This window comes from Microbacterium sp. P03, assembly GCF_043556235.1.
Classification (GTDB): Bacteria; Actinomycetota; Actinomycetes; order Actinomycetales; family Microbacteriaceae; genus Microbacterium.
Genome location: NZ_JBIGIM010000001.1, coordinates 1484656 through 1505581, shown reverse-complemented (window position 1 = coordinate 1505581; position 20926 = coordinate 1484656). Strand labels below are relative to the sequence as shown.

The following is a 20926-nucleotide window of genomic DNA, read 5'->3' as shown; positions in this document are numbered from 1 at the left end:
CTCACTGGTCGACGCGGACGTTCTTCCCGACGATCGTGAGGCCCGAGTCGGTGATGGTGAATCCCCGCGACAGATCGTGGTCGCGGTCCACTCCGACGGTCGCGCCGTCCGCGAGGACCACGTTCTTGTCGAGGATCGCGCGGTGGATCCGGGCGCCCGAGCCGACGCGGACATTCTCGAAGATCACGGAGTCGGTGATGGTGGACCCGCCGCCGGCGAGCGCCCACGGTCCGATGACGCTGCGCTCCAGATGAGTGCCCGACAGCACCGACCCGAGCGAGACGATCGAGTCGATCGCGTTGCCGATGCGACCCACCGAGTCACGCACGAACTTCGCCGGCGGCGAGTTGACCGTCTGCGAGTGGATCGGCCAGTCCATGTTGTACAGGTTGAAGATCGGCAGCGTCGAGATGAGGTCCATGTGGGCGTCGAAGAACGAGTCGATCGTCCCCACGTCGCGCCAGTAGTCGCGGTCGCGGTCGGTCGACCCCGGGACGTCGTTGCGCTTCATGTCGTAGACGCCGGCCTCGCCGCGACCGACGAAGTACGGGATGATGTCGCCGCCCATGTCGTGATTCGAGGTCGGCAGTTCGCCGTCCGCCTCGACCGCCTCGATCAAGGCGTCCGTATTGAAGATGTAGTTGCCCATCGACGCCAGCACCTCGTGCGGCGAATCGGCGAGACCCGTCGGGTTCTGGGGCTTCTCCAGGAACTCGTTGATCTTGGTCGGGTCCTTCTCATCGACGTCGATCACCCCGAACTGGTTGGCCAGCTCGATCGGCTGGCGGATGCCGGCCACGGTCGCCCGCGCACCGGAGGCGATGTGGGCGTCGAGCATCTGCCGGAAGTCCATGCGGTAGACGTGGTCGGCGCCGATCACGATGACGATGTCGGGCTTCTCGTCGTTGATGAGGTTCAGGCTCTGCAGGATGGCGTCCGCGGATCCCGAGAACCATCGCTTTCCCAGTCGCTGCTGCGCGGGGACCGAGGTCACATAGGAATCCAGCAGAGGCGACATGCGCCAGGTCTGCGAGATGTGCCGGTCGAGGCTGTGCGACTTGTACTGCGTCAGGACGACGAGCTGGCGCAGGCCCGAATTGATGAGGTTGGAGATCGCGAAGTCGATCAGCCGGTACTGCCCACCGAAGGGCACCGCGGGCTTCGCTCTGTCGGCGGTGAGGGGCATGAGTCGTTTGCCCTCGCCACCGGCGAGGATGATTCCGAAGACCTTCGGCGTCGTAGGCATGGCACCAACCATAGGGCCACTGCTGACTCGTCGTCACCGCCTTTCCCCTGCGTTTCGTGTGTACTAGCGTTCGTCCCATGCGCGTCGACATCGTGACCAAGGAGTACCCACCCGAGATCTACGGCGGGGCGGGAGTCCACGTCACCGAGCTGGTCAAAGCGCTGCGTCCGACCATGGAGGTGCAGGTCAGGGCGTTCGGCGCTCCCCGTGACGAACCCGACACGACGGCCTACTCCGTGCCGTCGGAACTGGACGACGCCAACGGTGCGATCCAGACGCTCGGCACCGATCTCGAGATCGTGACGGATGTCGCCGGGGCAGACGTGGTGCACAGCCACACCTGGTACGCCAACTTCGCCGGGCACCTGTCGTCGCTGCTGCACGGCATCCCGCACATCGTGACGGCGCACAGCCTGGAGCCGCTGAGGCCGTGGAAGGCCGAGCAGCTCGGCGGGGGCTACGCGGTGTCGAGCTACATCGAGAAGACCGCCTACGAAGGCGCGGCGGCGATCGTCGCCGTGAGCGAGGGGATGAGGGGCGACATCTTGCGCAGCTATCCGGCGCTGGACCCCGGCAAGGTGCGCGTGATCTACAACGGCATCGACGTCGAGACGTGGCGGCCCGTGGAGGACCCCGAACTGCTCGACGAGCTGGGCATCGACCCGCAGCGACCGTCGGTGGTCTTCGTCGGCCGCATCACACGCCAGAAGGGACTGCCGTACTTCCTGCGCGCCGCCGAGATGCTTCCTCCGGAGGTGCAGATCGTGCTGTGCGCCGGGGCGCCCGACACCCCGCAGATCATGGCCGAGGTGCAGGAGCTGGTGCGCGGACTCCAAGCCGCCCGCGAGGGCGTGATCTGGATCGAGACGTTCCTCCAGCGCGACCAGCTGTGCGCGGTGCTCACGGCCGCGACGACATTCGTCTGCCCGTCCATCTACGAGCCGCTCGGCATCGTCAACCTCGAGGCCATGGCGTGCGGTGCCGCGGTCGTGGGAACGGCGACCGGCGGGATCCCCGAGGTCGTCGTGGACGGCGTCACGGGCCGCCTCGTGCCGATCGAGCAGGTGCAGGACGGGACGGGAACACCCATCGATCCCGACGCCTATGTCGCGGACCTGGCCCGCGTCATCGCCGAGGTCGTCTCCGACCCCGAACGGGCTCGCACCTACGGGGAGGCCGGTCGCCGGCGCGCCGCGGAGGACTTCAGCTGGGCCGCGATCGCCGACACGACGGCCGCGCTCTACGCGGAGGTCGCCGGGCTCGGCCGATAGGCTGGACGACATGCAGCAGGTGCTCGAATTCTCCGACGTCGTCGTCCGTCGGAACGCCCGGAACATCATCGATCACCTCGACTGGTCTGTGGGCGACGACGAGCGCTGGGTCATCCTCGGCCCCAACGGAGCGGGCAAGACGACGCTCCTGCAGTTGGCGGACACCCTCCTGCACCCGACGTCGGGAACCGTCACCATCCTGGGCGAGCAGCTGGGGCGGACCGACGTGTTCGAGCTGCGTCCGCGCATCGGATTCGCGTCCTCGGCCATGGCCCGACGGGTGCCCGAGGAGGAGACCGTCGTCGACGTGGTGCTGACCGCGGCCTTCTCGGTCGTCGGACGCTGGAACGAGACCTACGACGACATCGACGAGCGACGCGCTCTCCGCGTCCTCGCCGAGTGGAAGCTCGATCACCTGGCGGACCGCACGTTCGGCACGCTCTCGGACGGCGAGCAGAAGCGCGTGCAGATCGCGCGGGCCATCATGACCGACCCGGAGCTCCTCCTCCTCGACGAGCCGACGGCGAGCCTCGACCTCGGTGCGCGCGAGGAGCTTCTGACGTTGCTCGGCGGATACGCGCAGTCGCCGACCACGCCCGCCATGGTCATGGTGACGCACCACGTGGAAGAGATCCCCGTGGGCTTCACCCACGTCCTCCTGCTGCGCGACGGCGCGCCGGTCGCCTCGGGACCATTGGCCGACGCCTTGACCTCGGACGCTCTGAGCGACGCGTTCGCCCAGGCCATCGTGCTGACAGAGCACGACGGACGCTACGCGGCGCGGGCCGCTCGCTGACCTCGATTCCCCATCAGGCCCGAAGGCTGTTAGAATCGTCCCTTGGTGCCCCGGCACCGCGACTTTCCCGGTTCTGACCGTCAAAGAACCGTCCGCCACTCACGAGGATCCCGCATGCAGACTGACATCCACCCCGTCTACCAGAACGTCGTCTTCCGCGACCTCGGCTCGGGCGAGACCTTCCTCACCCGCTCGACTGTGTCGAGCGACAAGAAGATCGAGCTCGACGGTGTCGAGTATCCCGTCATCGACGTCGAGATCTCGTCGGCATCGCACCCGTTCTACACGGGCAAGCAGCGCATCATGGACTCGGCCGGTCGCGTCGAGAAGTTCAACCAGCGCTTCAAGAATTTCGGCGGCTCGAGCAAGTAACTCGGTCCGCACGATCGAAGGTCCCCGGTTCCGGCCGGGGGCCTTCTTCGTTCGCCACGCGTGACGTCGCCCGGCCTGCCGCTGGTCAGCGGATCGGCCAGCTGCCGTCGAGGCGGTCTTCGGGGTCGAGGCGACCGACCTGGATGAAGTACTCCGTCAAGCTCTCGGCCTGAGCGCGCGCCCACGCGATCTGCTGCGTGTGCAGTTCGGCGAGTGTCGGCGGCAGCCGCGTGGCGAAGCGCTCTGCCAGAGCTTGCGCCACTCTGCCGGCCGCGATCGCGTCGGCGGCGGCGTCGTGCGCACCGACCAGCTGCACGGCGTAATGGGCGGCGACCGCCTCCAGCGTCCGCTTTCCGCGACGGTATCTGTCGTAGGTCTTATCGACGACCAGCGGGTCGATGACCGGTGAGGGATCATGGATCGGCTCGACGCCATGGCGGATCGCCTCGTACTTGAGGAGCGAGAAGTCGTACGGCGCGTTGTACGCGACGACGGGGATGCCGGCGTCCAGGAGCGCACGCAGCGCGTCGACGACATCTTCGGCCACGTCACGCGCCGGGCGGCCGTGAGCGCGCGCGTGCTGCGTCGATATGCCGTGCACTGCGTGTGCACCCGCCGGGATGTCGATCCCCGGGTCGGCCAGCCAGTCGGAAGAACGCACGACCCCGCCAGAGGCGTCCAGGAGCCCCACGTGCGCGGTGACGATGCGGTCCGTCGTCACATCGATGCCGGTCGTCTCGAGATCGAACACCCCGACCAGCTGAACCCAATCGGGAAGGACGGTGCGGGTCTCTTCGAAATCGGTCATCTCGAACAGGGGCGGTGCCAGCGACGGTCGCTCCGGCGAGGGGATCATGCCGTTCACAGTATGCGCCCCGTCCGACATCGGCCGAGAGCCACACCGCGGCCGCCCCGTCGCTCGTTCGCCGAGCGGGCTCGATCGTAGACTCGGAGGATGCCCGCACCCCACCCCTACGCCGCGCGACTCGCCTCGATACCGGTCGAGCGGCACGAGGTGGGCGTCCTCGGCGGCACGACCGCGTACTGGGTCTACGGTCCTGCGGACGCGGAGACCACCGTGGTGGCCGTTCACGGCTTCCGGGGGGAGCACCATGGACTGGAACCGGTGGTGGCCTATCTGGACGGCTACCGGATCATCTCCCCGGACCTCCCCGGCTTCGGTGAGACTGAGGCGCTCGTCGGCCGCGCGCACACGCTCGAGGACTACGTGGCCTGGCTGGATGCCTTCGTGCGTGCGGTGGCGCCCGGCGCGGTCATCCTCGGTCACTCCTTCGGGTCGATCGTCGTGGCATCCGCCGTGGCGGGCGGCCTGAGGACACCTCGCGTGATCCTGGTGAACCCCATCGGAGCGCCGGCGTTGCAGGGGCCCCGTGGCATCCTGACCCGCCTGGCGGTCTTCTACTACTGGGCCGGTGCCAAGCTCCCCGCACGTGCAGGGGAGGCGGTCCTTCGGAACAAGCTGGTCGTGCGCATCATGAGCGCGTCGATGGCGAAGACCAAGGACCCCGATCTGCGTCGATTCATCCACGACCAGCACGACACCTACTTCTCGCGCTTCGCCGATCGCGACGTCCTGCATGATGCCTTCGTCGCATCGGTGTCGCACGACGTCAGCGAGTTCGCCGCCCGCATCGCCCCGCCCACGCTGCTGATCGCCGCCGACAGGGACGACATCACGCCGATCGAGGCCGAGCGTCGCCTGGCGAAGCAGTTCCCCGACGCTGAGCTCGTGGAGATCGCCGACGTGGGACACCTCATCCACTACGAGACGCCCGAGCAGGCCGCCGACGCGATCAGGCGCTTTCTTGCGCCTTCCGGCGACGGTACGCGTTGACGTTCATGCGGTTTCCGCAATTGCCCGTGTCGCAGTAGCGCTTCGAGCCGTTGCGCGAGTAGTCCACGTAGACCGATCCGCAATCGTCCGCCGCGCACACCCGCACCCTGTCGTACGCGTCCGAGCGGATCACGTCGGTGAACGCCATGGCGGCCTCGACGAGGATGCGGGTGGCCAGGGGCGCAGCATCCGACGTCGCGTGGATATGCCAGTCGTAGTCGTCGTGGATCACCAGCTGGGGGAGTGCCTGGCCGTCGCGCAGCATGGCGTTCACGAGCGGCACGGCGCCCGCGCGGTCGGTGCGCCACAGTTCATGCAGGCGAGGTCGGATGTCCCGCAGTTCGCGGAGTTCTCGGGCATCGCGCCGGATGTCGCCGGTGTAGTCGTGCGTGCGCAGGTACTCGTCGAGATCGGCTGCGGTGCACAGTCGATCGGTCCCCTCGCTGTCGGTCTCGGGCAGGGAGTTGACCAGGTCGACGGCTGCGTTCAGCGCGACTTGTGTGTCATGGATGAAAACCATCTTGACTCCTGACATTCCGGGACGGTACTGTCACTAGTGTAAACGCATTTGACTCCTGACAGTGGGATCGCGCATGACCTCCTCCCTCACCGCCCCGCACCCGTCGAGCACGGCTGCCCGCATGAGCTCCACCGGCCTGATGATGGCCGTCGGCTCCGCCCTCGCCTTCTCGTCGAGCGGGCCGTTCATGAAGCCGCTGCTGGAGGCGGGCTGGTCCGTCGGAGCGGCCCTGCTCGTGCGCATGGCCGTGGCGGGCCTCGTGCTCGCCCCCGCTCTGGTCTCCGCGCTGCGTGCAGAGCGATCCTTCCTCCGCAGGCACTGGCGGATCATCGTCGGCTTCGGACTCACGGGTGTCGCCGGGTGTCAGATCTTCTACTTCTCCGCGATGCAGCGGATGCCGGTGGCCGTGGCACTACTGATCCAGTATCTGGCGCCCGTGCTGCTGGTGCTCTTCGCCTGGGCGCGGACGCGCCGGGCGCCCTCGCGGCTCGTCGTCGTCGGCTCGATCGTCGCCATCGGCGGGCTGATCCTCGTCGTGGACATCGCGGGAGCCGCCTTCGATCTGCTGGGTACCCTCTTCGCGCTCGGCGCCGCCATCTGCGTCGGCGCCTACTTCCTGATCTCGGAGCGTGCCGGAGATGACCTGCCGCCCCTGGCGCTGGCATCCGGAGGCCTGTTCACGGGAGCCGCGCTGGTGGGCGTACTGGGTCTCATCGGCGTCCTGCCGCTGACCGCGCCTGCGGTCAGCGTCGAGCTGGCCGGTGTCAGCGTGCCGTGGTTCGTTCCGCTGCTGTGGGTCGCGGCCGTCGCGACGTCGGTCGGGTACGCGTTCGGCGTGATGGCGGTGCCGCGGATCGGCTCGCGCCTGGCGTCGTTCGTCGGCTTGTCGGAGGTGCTGTTCGCCCTGGGCTTCGCCTGGCTGTTCCTCGGCGAGACCCCGGCGCCCGTCCAGTTCGTCGGCGGCGCGCTGATCCTCGTCGGCGTCGTCCTGGTGCGGATGGATGCCTCGTCGGCGGGTGAACCGCGCGGTCAGGCCGCTATGGTTCCTGTCGTGCCAGCTCCATGAGGGGCGCCACGCGGTAGCCGATGACCTCGCCCATCACGAGCGACGTCTCGGTGCGTTCGACGCCCTCGATCGCGAGGATGCGCGCATCCGTGTCGAACAGATGCTGCGTGTCGCGGCACGCGACGCGCACCAGCAGGTCGACCTGCCCGCTCAATCCGTGGGCCTGGACGACCTCCGGGATCTTCGCGAGCTCGACCGTGATGCGAGGCAGGTCCGCCTGACGCACCATCACGTTCAGGAACGCCTCGATCGGAAACCCGAGCGCATGCGAGGAGATCGCGCGCTCGTAGGAGAGGAAGACGTTCGCCCGCTCGAGTCTCGCCATCCGCGCCTGCACGGTGTTCCGCGAGAGGCCGAGCTTCTCGGCGAGTGCGACGACGGTCGCGCGGGGATCGCCGGCCAGCGCACTCAGAAGCTCCAGATCGACGTGGTCGAGATTTCCCATAGTGCGAAACAATAGCAGGACTCACGGGACACGATTGCGCAACATGCTCAAGCAGGAGCCGGATGCTTGAGCTAGGTGCGACGTAGTCGTAGCCTCAGGGTGCCGGCGACGACGCCGGCATCTGACGTCGATCGGCCTCACGAGGGCGCGATCGCACCGGAGGGATGACGATGGCGCACACCCTGACCCCCACGCCCCGCACCGCGACAGACGTCGACGATGTCGCCCGGGTGATCGACGAAGACGGTGAGCGCCTCTCGGACGCGAGGCTCGACCCGTGGATCGCCGATGTGGACGTTCCGTTGCTCCAGCGTCTGTACCGCGACATGGTGCTGGTGAGACGCATCGATGCCGAAGGCGTCGCCCTGCAGAGACAGGGACAGCTCGGCCTGTGGGCACCCTGCCGCGGACAGGAGGCGGTTCAGGTCGGGACCGCGCATGCCCTGCGTTTCGATGACTTCGTCTTCCCCAGTTATCGCGAGCACGGCGTGCTCCACGTCCGTGGTGCGGCGCCGGAGGCTTTTGTGCTCAGCTGGCGCGGCGAGGCCCACTCGAGCTTCGATCCGTACTCCCTGCACACGGCCACTCCCCAGATCATCATCGGAGCGCAGACGCTCCACGCGGTGGGCTACGCGATGGGTATCCAGCGCGACGCCGCGCTCCGGCCGGGCGTGCGTGCCGATCAGGTGGCCGTCACCTATTTCGGCGACGGTGCGACGAGTCAGGGCGACGTGAACGAGGCGATGGTGTTCGCCTCCTCGTTCCAGGCTCCCGTGGTGTTCGTCTGCAGCAACAACCAGTGGGCGATCTCGGAGCCGGTCACGGTGCAGTCGGCCTTCCCGATCGCCGGCCGGGCGCCGGGGTTCGGCATTCCCAGCATCCGGATCGACGGCAACGATGCGCTCGCGTCGCTCGCGGCCATGCGCTGGGCCCTCGACCGCGCGCGTCGCGGGGAGGGGCCGTCGTTCATCGAGGCGGTGACCTACCGCATGGGGCCGCACACGACCTCGGACGACCCGACGCGCTATCGCGATGACGCCGACGTCGAGCGTTGGCTGCGGCGCGACCCGATCACGCGGATGGAGAATCTGCTCCGCGCGCGCGATGCGTTCGACGGGGACTTCACGGAGGGTGTCGCGGCCGAGGCGGACCGTCTCGCGTCCGCCGTCCGCGCGGCCTGCCTCGGATCGGTCTCGCGAGGCCCCCTCGAGGTCCTCGACGACGTGTACGCCGAGCCGCACGCCGGTCTGGACGAGCAGCGCGCCCATTTCGCCACCTATCTCGACGGCTTCGCCGACGGGGGAACGGAGGCCGCGCGATGACCGCCGCGATCGGAGCCGATGTCCGCGCCGGGAGCACCCAGCTGACGATGGCGAAGGCCATCACGCACGGTTTGCGTCAGGCGATGGCCGATGATCCCCACGTCCTGCTCATGGGCGAGGACATCGGCGCATTGGGCGGCGTGTTCCGCGTGACCGACGGACTGCTCGACGAATTCGGTGCCCTGCGGGTCATCGACACCCCCCTCGCGGAGTCCGGCATCATGGGGACGGCCGTCGGCCTGGCGTACCGGGGATACCGGCCGGTCGTCGAGATCCAGTTCGACGGCTTCGTCTATCCGGCGTTCAACCAGATCGTGAGCCAGGTGGCGAAACTCCACTACCGCACCCGCGGTGCCGTCACGATGCCCCTCACCATCCGCATTCCCTGGGCGGGCGGCGTGGGCGCCGCCGAGCACCACTCCGAGTCGCCCGAGGCGTACTTCGTGCACACGTCCGGCCTGCGCGTCGTCGCCGTCTCGAACCCTCAGGACGCCTACACGATGCTCCGCCAGGCGATCGCCTGCGACGACCCGGTGGTGTTCTTCGAACCGAAACGGCTGTACCACGCGAAAGGTCCCGTCGACCTGCAGGGCAACCTGGCCGACGTCGCGCCGATGGGCGTCGCGCGCGTCGCGCGGAGCGGCTCGGACATCACACTGCTGACGTACGGCGCGCAGGTCACCACGGCGATGGACGCCGCCACGGCCGCAGAGGACGACGGCGTGTCGATCGAGGTCATCGACCTGAGATCCCTTTCGCCGGTGGACTACCGCACGATCGAGGCGTCCGTCCGCAAGACCGGGCGCGTCGTGGTCACCCACGAGGCGGCCCGCGAAGCCGGGGTCGCGGCCGAGCTGATCGCCGGCGTCACCGAGCGGTGCTTCTCGTTCCTCGAATCCGCGCCGGTGCGGGTCACCGGGCACGACATCCCGTATCCGCCCGCCAAGCTCGAGCGCCACCATCTGCCCGATCTCGACCGGATCCTCGACGCGGTCGATCGCGTGATGGACCGCCCGAACAGCATGTCGGGGGTGTGGTCATGACCGAGGACTTCCGTCTGCCGGATCTCGGTGAGGGCCTGCCCGAAGCCGAGCTCGTGCAGTGGCTGGTCGCCGAGGGCGACACGGTGACACTGAACCAGACGATCGCCGAGGTCGAGACGGCGAAGGCGATCGTCGAGCTGCCCTCACCCCACGCGGGCATCATCCAAACGCTTCACGCCACCGCCGGCGACGTCGTGCCGGTCGGATCGGTGTTCGTCACGTTCGAGACGGCGGGCGGGGCGGTGCCGTCACCCCGAACCGGACGGGCGGATGCTGCCGCCGACCACGACGCCGCCGAAAAGGCCGTGCCGAATCTCGTCGGGTACGGCGCCGCACCCCGCGGGACGGCTCGGCCGCAGCGACGGGCGCGGGTCGCGGCATCCGCTCATCCCTCGACTCGCGGTGACCTCGCCGTCCGCGACGCGGCTCCGCACGACGCGATCATCGACACCGTGGACGCCCGCGACACCGCCCGGAGCCGCCCACGGTCGACGCCGCCGGTGCGCCGACGGGCGAGAGACCTCGGCATCGACCTCGCGCAGGTGGCGGCATCCGGTCCCACCGGGTTGATCACCCGCGCGGATGTCGAGGCCTTCGCCATGCGCGGACAGCCAGCCGAAACGCCAGCCGAGACGCCTGCCGAAACGCCTGCCGACAAGGGGGCGGCTGCGCGGGTCACCCGGGTGCCGATCCGAGGCGTGCGCAAGCACACGGCGGCGGCGATGGTGCAGAGCGCCTTCACCGCTCCGCACGTCACGACGTTCCTCGACGTCGACATCACGGAGACCACGGCGCTCATCGCGTCGCTCAAGGCCGACCGCGCGCTCGACGGACACCGGATCGGCGTCACGGCTGTCGCGGCGAAAGCGGTGTGCCTGGCGCTGGCCCGGCATCCCGGACTGAACTCGCGCTGGGACGAGACGGCCGGCGAGATCGTCGAGCATCACTACGTCAATCTCGGCATGGCGGCGGCGACCGATCGCGGACTCATCGTCCCGAACATCCCCGACGCCGACGCGTTGACACTGGTCGACCTCGCCGATGCGATCGCCGAGCTCACCACGACCGCGCGCACGGGCAAGACGCCGCCCGAGCGCCTCCGCGGAGGGACGTTCTCCCTCACGAACGTGGGCGTGTTCGGGATCGACGCCGGCACGCCGATCCTGAATCCGGGCGAGGCCGGCATCCTCGCGCTCGGCGCGGTGCGGCGCCGACCGTGGGAGCATCGCGGCGAGATCGCGCTCCGGGACGTCATGACGCTCTCGCTCTCGTTCGACCACAGACTGGTGGACGGGGAGCAGGGTGCGCGGTTCCTCGTGGAAGTCGGCGACGTCCTCCGCGAGCCGGGGCGCGCCATGCTGCTGCGCTGAGGTCGCACCTGCAGCGCACGTCGGCGGGACGCGCCGTCCACGCCGGTGGTCAGCGTGCGTTCAGCGCGGTCCGCTAGAGTAGGAACACTGGCGAGATCGTTTCGGTCTCCCTGCGTCGTCAGAACGCCCCTCTTCGTTCCCGCGGCAGGCCTCGGCCCCGCGCATGCAGAACACTTCTCACGGCGAACGGATGCGTCACCCGACGCCTTCGCCCTCTGCCGGCACACCGCCATCGTTGTGCCGGGCCACCACCGTTTCGTGCGGTCGGTGCAGCCTGCCTGAAAGGCACCACTGTGACCACCACCACCGTGACCACTGACACCGTGATCACCGACACCCCCACTTTCGCCGCTCTCGGCGTGCCCGCGCCGATCGTGCGCGTGCTCTCCGAGCAGGGCATCAACGAGCCCTTCCCCATCCAGGTCGACACGCTCCCCGACACGCTCGGTGGACGCGACGTCCTCGGACGCGGCAAGACCGGCTCGGGCAAGACGCTCGCCTTCTCCATCCCGATGGTCGCCCGCCTCGGCGGCAAGCTCGCCGGCGGAAGCCGCCGCGCCGGTCGCCCCCTCGCGCTCGTGCTCGCCCCGACCCGCGAGCTCGCCACGCAGATCGACGCCGTGCTCGCGCCCCTCGCGGCCGCCTACGGCCTGAAGACCACCACGATCTACGGCGGCGTGAACCAGAAGCGTCAGGTCGACGCGCTGAATGCCGGCGTCGACATCGTCGTGGCCTGCCCGGGTCGTCTGGAAGACCTCCTGCAGCAGCGTCACCTCACGCTCGACGCCATCGAGATCACCGTGCTCGACGAGGCCGACCACATGGCCGACCTCGGCTTCCTGCCGGTCGTCACGCGCATCCTCGACAAGACGCCGAACGGTGGCCAGCGTCTGCTGTTCTCCGCGACGCTGGACAACGGTGTGGACAAGCTCGTCCGCCGCTTCCTGCAGAACGAGGTGCTGCACTCCGTCGACGAGGCGAACTCGCCCGTCGCCGCCATGACTCACCACGTCTTCGAGACCCCGGACGCCGACACCAAGAAGGACCTCGTCACGGCGCTCGCACGCGGGCGCGGTCGCCGCATCCTGTTCATGCGCACCAAGCACCACGCCAAGAAGCTCGCGAAGCAGCTCACCGACCAGGGCATCCCCGCGGTCGACCTGCACGGAAACCTGTCGCAGCCCCAGCGCGACCGCAACCTCGCCGCGTTCGGCGACGGTTCGGTGCGCGTCCTCGTGGCCACGGATGTCGCGGCGCGCGGCGTTCACGTCGACGACGTCGAGCTCGTGGTGCACGTCGACCCGCCCACCGAGCACAAGGCATATCTGCACCGCTCGGGCCGCACGGCCCGTGCCGGCAGCGCCGGTGACGTCGTGACGGTCATGCTCCCCGCGCAGCGCAAGGACACCGAGGCGCTGCTGCGCAAGGCGGCCATCTCGGCTCGGCCCATCTCGGTGAAGCACGACTCCGCCGCGGTCACCGATCTCGTCGGTCCCGAGGCCGAGTACGTCAAGCCGCAGCCGCGTGCCGCGGTGCAGCAGTCGCAGGGCGGTGGGCGCTCGCAGGGCGCCAACGCCCAGCGCAAGCGCACGCAGCGCACCGAGGGCACCCGCGGTTCCGGCCAGGGCCGCTCCGAGGGCGGCCGCGGTCAGGCCCGCAGCGATGCGGGCTCGGGTCGTGCCGGTGGAGCAGGCCAGGGTCGCTCCGGCGGGTCGGGTCAGGGTCGCCCGGCAGGCTCGGGCGGGCAGCGTTCCGGGGGTATGCGCGTCGGCGACACCGTGCGCGCGAATCGTCCGAACCGCCGCGCGCAGGGCTGATCCGGTCCGAAGAGGTGTGGGACTGATCTGAGGCGCGGACCGCCGTCCCGTAGTTCTGCAGCACCGCGCGAAACGCCGTCTCCTGGCCACAGGAGGCGGCGTTTCGTCACTCTCCGCAGAACTTCGGGACGCCAACCACCGTGCGGTACCTCAGCGGGGGACAGGCTCGGCCGGCAGCCCAGAGGCGACACGGGCGCCCAGCGGGGACGTCACGCGCTCAGGGCGGCCACAGCCATCGACTCGAGGATGCCGCGGACCGCGGCATCCGACGGGGAACGGCGTCCGTCGCGCATGCTGTGCGGCGTGGAGTTGATCAGCCCGAAGCACGCGTGCGCCCGCACCCGGAGATCGCCCTCCGAGCGTTCGGGATGCCGTGCGTGCAGCACGGTGATCCACATGTCGACGTACTCCCTCTGCAGCCGGCGCACCCGGTGTCGGTCGGCGTCGGCGAGGCTCGAGAGGTCGCGGTCCTGCACTCGGATGACGTCGGCCGAGCCGAGGGCGAACTCGACGTGGAAGCTCACCAGATCCTCGAGCTGGCGCTCCCGGTCGTGAGGCCCCGCCAGCACCTGGGCGCCGCCGTCGCGCAGTCGCTCGCTGACGCCGATCAGAATGGCGCCCAGGAGGGCCTGCTTGTTGGCGAAATGGCGGTAGACGGCCGGGCCGCTCACCCCGACCGCCGCGCCGAGATCCTCGAGGCTGACCGCGGCGAAACCCCGTTCGGCGAAAAGCCGCGCCGCCTCACGGAGGAGGGCGCTCTGGCGATCAGCCTTCGCGCGATCGCGGGTGGTCGTCGTCACCGAGCCGTCACTTGCCATTTCAGTTAATCCTCGCTAACATCAGATCTCGGTTAGTGAACACTAACCAAAGACAGCCCGGGCGGACAACCCGCGTGACCGGATCGTGACGTCGAAGGAGACGCGCATGGCGGTGATCGACCTTCCTGTGATCGATCGACAGCTGTTCGAGCGCACCCGTGATGCCCAGGCGGCACTCGCGGAGGACCTGCGGTCTCGGCTCGCCGCGGCATCCGTCGGTGGTCCCGAGTCATCGCGTCGCCGGCACACGGAGCGAGGAAAACTGCTGCCGCGCGACCGTGTCACCCGTCTGCTGGATGAGGGCAGCCCGTTCCTCGAGGTGGCGCCGCTCGCCGCCACGGGGCTGTACGAGGACAGCGCGCCGGCAGCGGGGGTGATCGCGGGCATCGGGCTCGTTCACGGTCGCCCGGTGATGGTGATCTGCAACGACGCGACGGTGAAGGGCGGGACCTATTTTCCGATGACGGTCAAGAAGCACCTGCGCGCGCAGGAGATCGCGCTCGAGAACCGGCTGCCGTGCATCGCGCTCGTCGATTCCGGGGGCGCCTATCTGCCCATGCAGGATGAGGTGTTCCCCGATCGCGACCACTTCGGACGGATCTTCTTCAACCAGGCGCGCATGTCGGCGGCGGGCATTCCGCAGATCGCCGCGGTGCTGGGCTCGTGCACTGCGGGCGGTGCGTATGTGCCGGCCATGAGCGACGAGACGGTCATCGTCCGCGGGCAGGGCACGATCTTCCTCGGCGGGCCGCCGCTCGTGAAGGCCGCGATCGGCGAGATCGTGACCGCCGAGGAACTGGGCGGCGGCGAGCTGCACGCGCGCCGATCCGGCGTCGTCGACCATCTCGCCGAGGACGACGAGCACGCGCTCGAGATCGTGCGCGACATCGTCGCGACCCTGCCGCTTCCTCCCGTCCCCGCCTGGGAGGTGGTTCCCGCGGTCGAGCCGCTGTCCGCTGTCGACGAGCTGTACGGCGTCGTGCCCGTCGACGTGAACCAGCCCTACGACGTGCGAGCCGTCATCGCGCGTCTGGTCGACGGCAGCGACCTCCACGAGTTCAAGCGCGAATACGGAGACACCCTCGTGACGGGGTTCGCCCGCATCCACGGCCACCCGGTCGGCATCATCGCGAACAACGGCGTGCTGTTCGGCGAGTCCGCGCAGAAGGGCGCCCACTTCATCGAACTGGCGGACCAGCGCGGCATCCCGCTGCTCTTCCTGCAGAACATCTCGGGATTCATGGTGGGACGCGATGCCGAGGCCGGCGGGATCGCGAAGGACGGCGCGAAGATGGTCACCGCCGTGGCCACCACGCGCGTGCCCAAGCTGACGGTCGTCATCGGAGGTTCGTTCGGCGCCGGGAACTACTCGATGTGCGGACGGGCATATTCTCCGCGGTTCCTGTGGACCTGGCCGGCGAGCCGCATCTCGGTGATGGGCGGGCCGCAGGCGGCATCCGTCCTCTCCACCGTCAAGCGCGACCAGCTCGAAGGGCGCGGCGAGGAGTGGTCCGCACAGGAGCAGGCGGCCTTCGAGGCGCCGATCCGCGAGCGCTACGACGAGCAGGGCAGTCCCTACTACGCGACCGCGCGGCTATGGGACGACGGCGTGATCGATCCCGCCGACACCCGGTCGGTCATCGGGCTGGCCCTCGACATCGTCTCCCGCACGCCGCTTCCCGAACCCCGCTTCGGCCTCTTCCGGATGTGACGGCGATGCCCCCGATCACCGACCGCGCGACGCGACACGATGTGTCTCCGACTGCGCTGTTCGACACCGTGCTCGTCGCCAACCGCGGCGAGATCGCACGCCGGGTCATCCGCACGCTCCGTCGCCTGGGCATCCGCTCGGTCGCGGTCTACAGCGACGCCGACGCCGACGCCCCCCACGTGCTCGAAGCGGACGTCGCCGTGCGCATCGGGCCCGCGGCCGCGCGGCAGTCCTACCTCTCGATCGACGCGGTCCTCGCGGCGGCTGCGCAGACCGGCGCTCGGGCCGTGCACCCGGGCTACGGGTTCCTGTCGGAGAACACCGCGTTCGCGGCGGCCTGCGAAGAGGCGGGCATCGTGTTCATCGGCCCCACGGTTCAGGCCCTCGATGTGATGGGCGACAAGATCCGTGCGAAAGAGCACGTCCAGCGGCACGGGGTGCCGACGGTGCCCGGTTTCAGCGCCGTCGGCATGTCGGACCGGGAGATCGCCGCCGCCGCGGCGCGCACGGGCTTCCCCCTGCTCGTCAAGCCGTCGGCCGGCGGCGGGGGGAAGGGTATGCAGGTCGTCCGTGAACCCGCCGAGCTGCCGGAAGCCCTCGCCGCCGCACGCCGCGTCGCCGCCGCGGCGTTCGGCGATGACACACTGCTGCTCGAGAGGCTGATCGAGCGCCCCCGCCACATCGAGGTGCAGGTGCTGGCCGACACGCACGGCGCCGTCATCCATCTCGGCGAGCGGGAGTGCACGCTTCAGCGCCGGCACCAGAAGGTCGTCGAGGAGGCGCCGTCGCCGGTGGTGGATGCGGAGACCCGCGAACGCCTCGGAGCCGCTGCCTGCGCGGCTGCGGCATCCGTCGACTACCGGGGCGCGGGCACCGTGGAGTTCCTCGTGGCCGGCGATCGCCCCGACGACTTCTTCTTCATCGAGATGAACACGCGCCTGCAGGTCGAGCATCCGGTCACCGAGATGGTGACCGGTGTCGACCTCGTCGAGCAGCAGGTCCGTGTGGCCGCGGGTCAACCGCTCAGCATCGCCCAGCAGGACGTCCCGTGGAACGGCCACGCCATCGAGGCGCGGGTGTACGCCGAGAGCCCGTCGCGCGGTTTCCTGCCGGCGACGGGCGGCGTCCTGTGCTGGGAGCCGGGCGCAGGACTGCGGGCGGATGCCGCGGTGCAGACCGGATCGGTCGTCACCGCCGACTACGATCCGATGATCGCGAAGGTCATCGCGCACGGGACCGACCGCGCCGAGGCGCTCGCCCTGCTCGAGAGGGGTCTCGCCGAGACGGTCCTGCTCGGTGTCGAATCCAACATCGGCTTCCTGCGCGAGCTGCTGTCGGATCCGGCCGTGCGGGCCGGAGACCTCGACACGGGTCTGATCGATCGCCTGCCGCCGTTCGTCGACCCGGCGCCGTCGGTGCGGGCGCTCGCGGCGGCGGCGCGGTTCGAGACGCGCGCCGAGCAGGTCGGCTCGCCGTCCTCGAGTCGGGAACGGGCGGCATCCGTTCTCTGGCGCACCGCGACGGGGTGGCGACTCGGCGCGTCGGCCGTCGCCACGACGACGTGGTTCCTCACGTCGGACGGCGGCATCGTCCATTCATCCGTGCCTTTCCGACCTCGGAACGGACGGCAGGATCGAGACGGCACAGACGAACCGGCCCGATCCGATGCGGCGGCGGAGCAGGGCATCCGTCTCGCCCGAGACGCAGACGGCCTGCTGTGGGTGCATGCCGACGGAGTCACGGCAACGCTGCGCCCGATCACGCGACGCGAGGCGAAGCTGCACCGGCTCGCCACCCGCGAACGAGCGGATGCCTCGGCCTCACCCGACCTCAGGGCGCCGATGCCCGGGGCCGTGGTCGCCGTGCACGTCGCGGACGGCGCCCGCGTGCGGACGGGCGAGCGGGTCGTGACCATCGAGGCGATGAAGATGGAGCAGCCGTTGGTCGCGCCGCACGACGGCATCGTGTCTCTGCGGGTGGCGATCGGCGAACAGGTGCGCCGCGACCAGGTCCTCGCACGGGTGACCGCGCCATGACACGCCGCCTGACCCCGACCCACCGTCGCACACGCCCACGAGGCATCCGCCCCCGCTCCCGATCCTGGAGGACACCATGAAGTACGACGATCTGACCGATGACGAGCAGCAGCTCGCCGACATGGTGCGCGAGTTCGCCGAGGAGGTCGTGGCTCCCCAGGCGTACGAGGCGGACCGCACGCACACCCTGCCGCTGGACGTGGTCGCCCAGATGGGGGAGATGGGGCTTTTCGGGCTGCCCTTCCCCGAGGAGTACGGCGGCCAGGGCGGGGACTACTTCGCGCTCTGCGTCGCGATCGAAGCGCTCGGCCGCGTCGACCAGTCCCTCGCGATCACGCTCGAGGCCGGCGTCAGCCTGGGGGCGATGCCCGTGTTCCGGTTCGGCACCGACGCGCAGAAGCAGGAGCTGCTGCCCGATCTGCTGGCAGGACGGGCGCTGGCGGGCTTCGGGCTCACCGAGCCGGAGGCGGGTTCGGATGCGGGTGCGACGCGCACCACGGCGCGGGCCGAGGGGGAGGAGTGGGTGGTGAACGGGTCGAAGCAGTTCATCACGAACTCGGGAACGGCGATCACCAGATTCGTGACGGTCACGGCCGTGACCGGCGAGCGTGACGGCCGCAAGGAGATCTCGACCATCATCGTGCCCAGCGGTACCGAGGGCTTCACCGTGGGACCGGGGTACGACAAGGTCGGGTGGCACGCTTCCGACACTCACCCGCTGACGTTCGTCGACGCCCGCGTGCCGGCGACGAATCTGCTGGGCGAGCGCGGCCGAGGGTTCGCCAACTTCCTCCACATCCTCGACGAGGGGCGCATTGCGATCGCCGCGCTGTCGACGGGTGCGGCCGAGGGGTGCCTGGAGGCGGCCGTCGACTACGCGAAGAAGCGCACCGTCTTCGGCGAAACGCTGTCGACCCGGCAGAGCATCCAGTTCATGATCGCCCGCATGCAGCTGCGCGTGCACAACGCGCGCCTCGCGTGGCACTACGCGGCCCGTCTGCGCGACGCCGGCAAGCCGTTCAAGACCGAGGCCGCGATCGCCAAGCTGACGGCCAGCGACGCGGCGATGGACAACGCCCGCGATGCGACCCAGATCTTCGGGGGCAACGGCTTCATGAACGAGTACCCGGTCGCGCGCCACTACCGCGACTCGAAGATCCTCGAGATCGGCGAGGGCACCACCGAGGTGCAGCTCCTGGTGATCGCGCGGTCGCTCGGGCTCGACGGGTAGCGTGATCGCCATGGCATCCGAAGACTCCGCCGTTACCGCCGAACCGCTCGCGTCCCCGCACGGGGTCGTGCAGCGGGGCCTGTTCGCCGATGAGATGCAGGTCGGCGCCCGCTATCTGCATCGCCCCGGTCGCACCGCGACCGAGGCCGACAACGTGCTGTTCTCCTCGCTGACCATGAACACGCAGGCGCTGCATCTCGACGCCGCCTACGCGGCGACCCAGCCGTTCGGGCAGAGGCTGATGAACTCGATGTGGACGCTCGCCACGATGGTCGGGGCATCCGTCTCGCAACTGACGCAGGGCACGCTCGTGGCGCAGGTGGGACTGAGCGATATCGCCTTCCCCGCGCCGCTCTTCGCGGGCGACACCCTCTACGTCGACACCGAGATCGTCGCGGTGCGCGACTCCTCGTCGCGTCCGGGTCAGGCCGTCGTGACGCTGCGCCACACCGGACGCAACCAGGACGACACCGTGGTGGCCACGGCGACGCGGGCCGCGCTCATGTGGCGAACGGATGCCGCGTGCCGCAACGCCACCGCCGGTCAGGCGTCTCCCGACCCCGTGGACGCCCCGTGACCGCCTTCGCGCTCGGGCCCGCGCTGCTGTTCTGTCCCGCCGACCGCCCCGAGCGCTTCGCGAAGGCCGTCGAGCGCTCCGACGCCGTGATCCTCGACCTGGAGGACGCCGTCGCGCCCGGTGCCAAGGTCGCGGCGCGCGGAGCGTTGATCGAGTCCGAACTCGACCCCGAGCGCGTGATCGTCCGTGTGAACCCCCCCGGCACCGACGCATTCGTGGCCGATATCGCCACGCTCTCACAGACCGACTACCGCAGGGTCATGGTCGCCAAGGCCGAGAGCGCGAAGCAACTCTCCGCCATCGACGGCCGCTACTCGATCGTCGCGCTCTGCGAGACCGCGCGCGGGGTCGCCGCCGCCGAGAAGCTGGCCGCCCACGAGCAGGTGGTGGCGCTCATGTGGGGTGCCGAAGACCTCGTCGCCAGCCTCGGGGGCTCCTCGAGCCGGAAGCCGAACGGACGTTACCGGGACGTCGCGCGCGTCGCCAGGTCGCGGGTACTCCTGGCCGCCGGATCGCGAGGCAAGGCGGCGATCGACGCCGTGCACCTCGACATCGCCGACGTGAAACGGCTGCGGGTCGAGGCCACGGATGCCGCGGCATCCGGTTTCTCGGCCACCGCGTGCATCCACCCGAGCCAAGTGCCCGTCATCCGGGCCGCCTACCGGCCCGACGAGGAACTCATCGTCTGGGCGCGCAGCGTGCTGGGCACGGCGGAGACGGAGCGGGGTGTGTTCACCTACCAGGGACGGATGGTGGACGAGCCGGTGCTGCGGCACGCCCGCGCGCTCCTCGGGCGCGCGGGTCAGTCCGCCTGAGAGCGGAGCGCGACTCAGGCGACGGGGGACGCCAGGCGCAGACGGTCTCGCTCGAACAGGATCGGGTGGGCGGAGCCGTTGGCCAGACGCACGCCCGGGGGTGGGAACTCTCCCGCACTCGCATGGAGGAGCACTTCGCGGATGAGGGCTCCGTGGGCCACGGCGATCAGCGTCGCCCCGCCCGCGCCGGTCGCCGCGCGCGTGTCATGCACGACACGACGCAGCCCCCGCAGTGCACGATCGCGCAGCTGCAGACGGGTCTCCGCGCCGGGCACATCGGCGCTGTTCCAGTCGCCCCAGCGCCGACGGAACTCGTCGACGTCGAGTCCTTCCGCTTCTCCGTAGGCGCGCTCGCGCAGGTCGGCATACGGACGGGGAGCCGCCGTCCCCAGCTCTGTCGCGATGATCTCGGCCGTCTCCCGTGCGCGCGACAGGTCGCTCGAAACGACCACGACGGGCAGATGACGCGGGAGATCCTCACGGAGCGCCGCCGCGGCATCCCGTGCCTGCTGCCGGCCGGTGTCGTTCAGGGGGATGTCCGTCGACCCCTGGATCAGGCGGTCCCGGTTCCAGTCGGTTTCACCGTGCCGGACGAGGGTGAGAAGAGTCACGCTT

The 20926-nt window shown here is 69.7% G+C and carries 20 protein-coding genes; 14 read left to right on the top strand and 6 right to left on the bottom strand.

Annotation, left to right across the window (positions count from 1 at the left end):
* Position 1: 1 nt before the first annotated feature.
* Positions 2-1246, bottom strand: coding sequence for a glucose-1-phosphate adenylyltransferase (gene glgC, locus ACFXOO_RS07265; RefSeq protein WP_378839971.1), 1245 nt, complete (start codon positions 1244-1246; stop codon positions 2-4).
* Between the two features lie 77 nt (positions 1247-1323).
* Here glgC and glgA point away from each other — a divergent pair, with 77 nt between their 5' ends.
* The 3 genes from glgA to ACFXOO_RS07250 all read left to right on the top strand — a co-directional run bounded on the left by glgA (position 1324) and on the right by ACFXOO_RS07250 (position 3685).
* The gene (glgA, locus tag ACFXOO_RS07260; RefSeq protein ID WP_378839969.1) at positions 1324-2517 is read left to right on the top strand and encodes a glycogen synthase; all 1194 of its coding nucleotides are present in this window, start codon (positions 1324-1326) and stop codon (positions 2515-2517) included.
* 10 nt (positions 2518-2527) lie between these two features.
* Complete coding sequence (locus tag ACFXOO_RS07255) at positions 2528-3313, top strand: ABC transporter ATP-binding protein (RefSeq protein ID WP_378850230.1); 786 nt, start codon at positions 2528-2530, stop codon at positions 3311-3313.
* Between the two features lie 114 nt (positions 3314-3427).
* Positions 3428-3685: a type B 50S ribosomal protein L31 gene (locus tag ACFXOO_RS07250; RefSeq protein ID WP_378839964.1), complete on the top strand. Its 258-nt coding sequence runs from the start codon at positions 3428-3430 to the stop codon at positions 3683-3685.
* An 85-nt stretch (positions 3686-3770) separates the two neighbouring features.
* Here ACFXOO_RS07250 and ACFXOO_RS07245 read toward each other — a convergent pair whose 3' ends face one another.
* The gene (locus tag ACFXOO_RS07245; protein ID WP_394563150.1) at positions 3771-4571 is read right to left on the bottom strand and encodes an exonuclease domain-containing protein; all 801 of its coding nucleotides are present in this window, start codon (positions 4569-4571) and stop codon (positions 3771-3773) included.
* A gap of 69 nt (positions 4572-4640) precedes the next feature.
* Between ACFXOO_RS07245 and ACFXOO_RS07240 the strand changes: the two genes are divergently transcribed.
* On the top strand, positions 4641-5540 hold the full coding sequence (locus tag ACFXOO_RS07240) for an alpha/beta fold hydrolase (RefSeq protein WP_378839959.1): 900 nt from the start codon (positions 4641-4643) through the stop codon (positions 5538-5540).
* On the opposite strand, the gene ACFXOO_RS07235 is transcribed toward ACFXOO_RS07240, so the two are convergent.
* The gene (locus tag ACFXOO_RS07235; protein ID WP_378840669.1) at positions 5500-6060 is read right to left on the bottom strand and encodes a CGNR zinc finger domain-containing protein; all 561 of its coding nucleotides are present in this window, start codon (positions 6058-6060) and stop codon (positions 5500-5502) included. The two genes, ACFXOO_RS07240 and ACFXOO_RS07235, sit on opposite strands and share 41 nt — an antisense overlap.
* Positions 6061-6133: 73 nt before the next feature.
* Between ACFXOO_RS07235 and ACFXOO_RS07230 the strand changes: the two genes are divergently transcribed.
* Positions 6134-7126: a DMT family transporter gene (locus tag ACFXOO_RS07230; protein ID WP_378839956.1), complete on the top strand. Its 993-nt coding sequence runs from the start codon at positions 6134-6136 to the stop codon at positions 7124-7126.
* On the opposite strand, the gene ACFXOO_RS07225 is transcribed toward ACFXOO_RS07230, so the two are convergent.
* Positions 7098-7571 carry an Lrp/AsnC family transcriptional regulator gene (locus ACFXOO_RS07225; RefSeq protein WP_378839953.1) on the bottom strand — a complete coding sequence of 158 codons (474 nt, stop codon included), beginning with the start codon at positions 7569-7571 and terminating at the stop codon, positions 7098-7100. The two genes, ACFXOO_RS07230 and ACFXOO_RS07225, sit on opposite strands and share 29 nt — an antisense overlap.
* Positions 7572-7735: 164 nt before the next feature.
* Between ACFXOO_RS07225 and pdhA the strand changes: the two genes are divergently transcribed.
* The 4 genes from pdhA to ACFXOO_RS07205 all read left to right on the top strand — a co-directional run bounded on the left by pdhA (position 7736) and on the right by ACFXOO_RS07205 (position 13123).
* Positions 7736-8893: a pyruvate dehydrogenase (acetyl-transferring) E1 component subunit alpha gene (gene pdhA, locus ACFXOO_RS07220; RefSeq protein WP_394563148.1), complete on the top strand. Its 1158-nt coding sequence runs from the start codon at positions 7736-7738 to the stop codon at positions 8891-8893.
* A 47-nt stretch (positions 8894-8940) separates the two neighbouring features.
* Entirely contained in the window at positions 8941-9936 is a 996-nt protein-coding gene (locus ACFXOO_RS07215) for an alpha-ketoacid dehydrogenase subunit beta (protein ID WP_394563225.1), read from the top strand.
* Entirely contained in the window at positions 9933-11306 is a 1374-nt protein-coding gene (locus ACFXOO_RS07210) for a dihydrolipoamide acetyltransferase family protein (RefSeq protein WP_394563147.1), read from the top strand. Before ACFXOO_RS07215 ends, ACFXOO_RS07210 begins: the two co-directional genes overlap by 4 nt.
* Positions 11307-11599: 293 nt before the next feature.
* Positions 11600-13123: a DEAD/DEAH box helicase gene (locus tag ACFXOO_RS07205; protein ID WP_394563146.1), complete on the top strand. Its 1524-nt coding sequence runs from the start codon at positions 11600-11602 to the stop codon at positions 13121-13123.
* A 209-nt stretch (positions 13124-13332) separates the two neighbouring features.
* On the opposite strand, the gene ACFXOO_RS07200 is transcribed toward ACFXOO_RS07205, so the two are convergent.
* Positions 13333-13941: a TetR/AcrR family transcriptional regulator gene (locus ACFXOO_RS07200; protein ID WP_394563145.1), complete on the bottom strand. Its 609-nt coding sequence runs from the start codon at positions 13939-13941 to the stop codon at positions 13333-13335.
* Positions 13942-14047: 106 nt separating this feature from the next.
* Here ACFXOO_RS07200 and ACFXOO_RS07195 point away from each other — a divergent pair, with 106 nt between their 5' ends.
* From ACFXOO_RS07195 to ACFXOO_RS07175, 5 genes are all read left to right on the top strand, one after another.
* On the top strand, positions 14048-15652 hold the full coding sequence (locus tag ACFXOO_RS07195) for a carboxyl transferase domain-containing protein (protein WP_394563144.1): 1605 nt from the start codon (positions 14048-14050) through the stop codon (positions 15650-15652).
* 5 nt (positions 15653-15657) lie between these two features.
* Entirely contained in the window at positions 15658-17688 is a 2031-nt protein-coding gene (locus ACFXOO_RS07190) for an acetyl/propionyl/methylcrotonyl-CoA carboxylase subunit alpha (protein WP_394563143.1), read from the top strand.
* 76 nt (positions 17689-17764) lie between these two features.
* On the top strand, positions 17765-18919 hold the full coding sequence (locus ACFXOO_RS07185; protein WP_378839934.1) for an acyl-CoA dehydrogenase family protein: 1155 nt from the start codon (positions 17765-17767) through the stop codon (positions 18917-18919).
* A 10-nt stretch (positions 18920-18929) separates the two neighbouring features.
* The gene (locus tag ACFXOO_RS07180) at positions 18930-19496 is read left to right on the top strand and encodes a MaoC family dehydratase (RefSeq protein ID WP_394563141.1); all 567 of its coding nucleotides are present in this window, start codon (positions 18930-18932) and stop codon (positions 19494-19496) included.
* Complete coding sequence (locus ACFXOO_RS07175; RefSeq protein WP_394563139.1) at positions 19493-20311, top strand: HpcH/HpaI aldolase/citrate lyase family protein; 819 nt, start codon at positions 19493-19495, stop codon at positions 20309-20311. Before ACFXOO_RS07180 ends, ACFXOO_RS07175 begins: the two co-directional genes overlap by 4 nt.
* Before the next feature lie 14 nt (positions 20312-20325).
* On the opposite strand, the gene ACFXOO_RS07170 is transcribed toward ACFXOO_RS07175, so the two are convergent.
* Entirely contained in the window at positions 20326-20922 is a 597-nt protein-coding gene (locus tag ACFXOO_RS07170) for a histidine phosphatase family protein (RefSeq protein ID WP_378839927.1), read from the bottom strand.
* Between the last annotated feature and the right edge of the window lie 4 nt (positions 20923-20926).

Excerpts from the sequence above, each read along its gene's own strand:
- ACFXOO_RS07245 (WP_394563150.1), bottom strand. The coding sequence starts at position 4,571 with ATGTCGGACGGGGCGCATACTGTGAACGGCATGATCCCCTCGCCGGAG.
- ACFXOO_RS07250 (WP_378839964.1), top strand. The coding sequence starts at position 3,428 with ATGCAGACTGACATCCACCCCGTCTACCAGAACGTCGTCTTCCGCGAC.
- ACFXOO_RS07230 (WP_378839956.1), top strand. The coding sequence starts at position 6,134 with ATGACCTCCTCCCTCACCGCCCCGCACCCGTCGAGCACGGCTGCCCGC.
- ACFXOO_RS07200 (WP_394563145.1), bottom strand. The coding sequence starts at position 13,941 with ATGGCAAGTGACGGCTCGGTGACGACGACCACCCGCGATCGCGCGAAG.
- glgC (WP_378839971.1), bottom strand. The coding sequence starts at position 1,246 with ATGCCTACGACGCCGAAGGTCTTCGGAATCATCCTCGCCGGTGGCGAG.
- ACFXOO_RS07195 (WP_394563144.1), top strand. The coding sequence starts at position 14,048 with ATGGCGGTGATCGACCTTCCTGTGATCGATCGACAGCTGTTCGAGCGC.
- ACFXOO_RS07235 (WP_378840669.1), bottom strand. The coding sequence starts at position 6,060 with ATGGTTTTCATCCATGACACACAAGTCGCGCTGAACGCAGCCGTCGAC.
- ACFXOO_RS07210 (WP_394563147.1), top strand. The coding sequence starts at position 9,933 with ATGACCGAGGACTTCCGTCTGCCGGATCTCGGTGAGGGCCTGCCCGAA.
- ACFXOO_RS07215 (WP_394563225.1), top strand. The coding sequence starts at position 8,941 with ATGGCGAAGGCCATCACGCACGGTTTGCGTCAGGCGATGGCCGATGAT.
- ACFXOO_RS07240 (WP_378839959.1), top strand. The coding sequence starts at position 4,641 with ATGCCCGCACCCCACCCCTACGCCGCGCGACTCGCCTCGATACCGGTC.
- ACFXOO_RS07190 (WP_394563143.1), top strand. The coding sequence starts at position 15,658 with ATGCCCCCGATCACCGACCGCGCGACGCGACACGATGTGTCTCCGACT.
- ACFXOO_RS07185 (WP_378839934.1), top strand. The coding sequence starts at position 17,765 with ATGAAGTACGACGATCTGACCGATGACGAGCAGCAGCTCGCCGACATG.
- glgA (WP_378839969.1), top strand. The coding sequence starts at position 1,324 with ATGCGCGTCGACATCGTGACCAAGGAGTACCCACCCGAGATCTACGGC.
- ACFXOO_RS07180 (WP_394563141.1), top strand. The coding sequence starts at position 18,930 with ATGGCATCCGAAGACTCCGCCGTTACCGCCGAACCGCTCGCGTCCCCG.
- ACFXOO_RS07255 (WP_378850230.1), top strand. The coding sequence starts at position 2,528 with ATGCAGCAGGTGCTCGAATTCTCCGACGTCGTCGTCCGTCGGAACGCC.
- ACFXOO_RS07225 (WP_378839953.1), bottom strand. The coding sequence starts at position 7,571 with ATGGGAAATCTCGACCACGTCGATCTGGAGCTTCTGAGTGCGCTGGCC.
- pdhA (WP_394563148.1), top strand. The coding sequence starts at position 7,736 with ATGACGATGGCGCACACCCTGACCCCCACGCCCCGCACCGCGACAGAC.